At 58.8% G+C, this 904-nt stretch carries 1 protein-coding gene; it reads right to left on the bottom strand.

What is annotated here, in order from left to right; genetic code table 11:
- Positions 1-904, bottom strand: a 904-nt coding sequence (locus LB462_RS30935; protein ID WP_224515955.1) for a cadherin-like domain-containing protein, incomplete at both ends; no start/stop codon positions are given.

Genomic DNA, 904 nt, shown 5'->3' on the forward strand with positions numbered 1-904 from the left:
GCGACCGTCAATGTCGTCAGCGCAGCTTGTTCCGACAAGGATATCATCGCCTTGCGTGCCGATGATCGGCGGTGCCTTCAGCACGGAGAACTGGGCCGTCTGCAGGATCGACACCTTGCCGTCGCTGATCTGATAGGTGACCGTCACCGGACCAAGCATCGCCGCATCGAAATACCAGCCGCTCGGCGTCTGCGTCAGTGTCCCTGACGACACGGTAACGTTCTCGATGCGGAGCGCATCGCCATCCGGATCAGATGCACCGCGCAGAAGATCGGAAAGTCCGATCAGGGCGACCGCACAGCCAAAGACATCCGCCAGATAAACAGGTCCGTTGACCCGGGGCGCACGATTGACGGCTTTCTCCTCATCCGTTTCGTCCTCGTCATCCACCTCAGACTCGGGATCGTCGCGCGGGTCGAGGTCATACACAGGCGCAGCCTGGGAATTTGAACTACCGCCACCGCCACCGCCGTAGCCAATATTGGATACCCGGCCACCACGCCAGGCATTGTCATTGGCCGCATGGAAGGAGAACGAAACCCCACCGAAGTTCTTCAAAAGGGCCGAGTGTGGCAGGTTGAGCTTTTGGAACTCGATCATCGGGGAATCGGAAAGCTCATAGCGCCAGTCTCCGCTACCGAACAATCGGCCGCCGGAACCGGACCTGTCTTTTGCTGCTTCTTCGAGTTCCATCATCACTTCGGGAGCGCCAGCTGCTGCAACCTCAGGCGACCCGGACTGCTCCGGCGCTTGCGACTTGGCTTCTTCTTGCTGCTCGTCACTGCCTAGCCGCGGGAATGCGCTTTTCAGGTAAAGCGCAAGCCCGGTGAGAAACACCGTAAAGAACAGTGGTGCATTGGAGCGTTTGTCCTGGTTCTTCAGGGCATAATGTTCATGTGACTCG

Source organism: Phyllobacterium chamaecytisi (assembly GCF_020164455.1).
In the GTDB taxonomy this organism is placed as follows: domain Bacteria; phylum Pseudomonadota; class Alphaproteobacteria; order Rhizobiales; family Rhizobiaceae; genus Phyllobacterium; species Phyllobacterium chamaecytisi.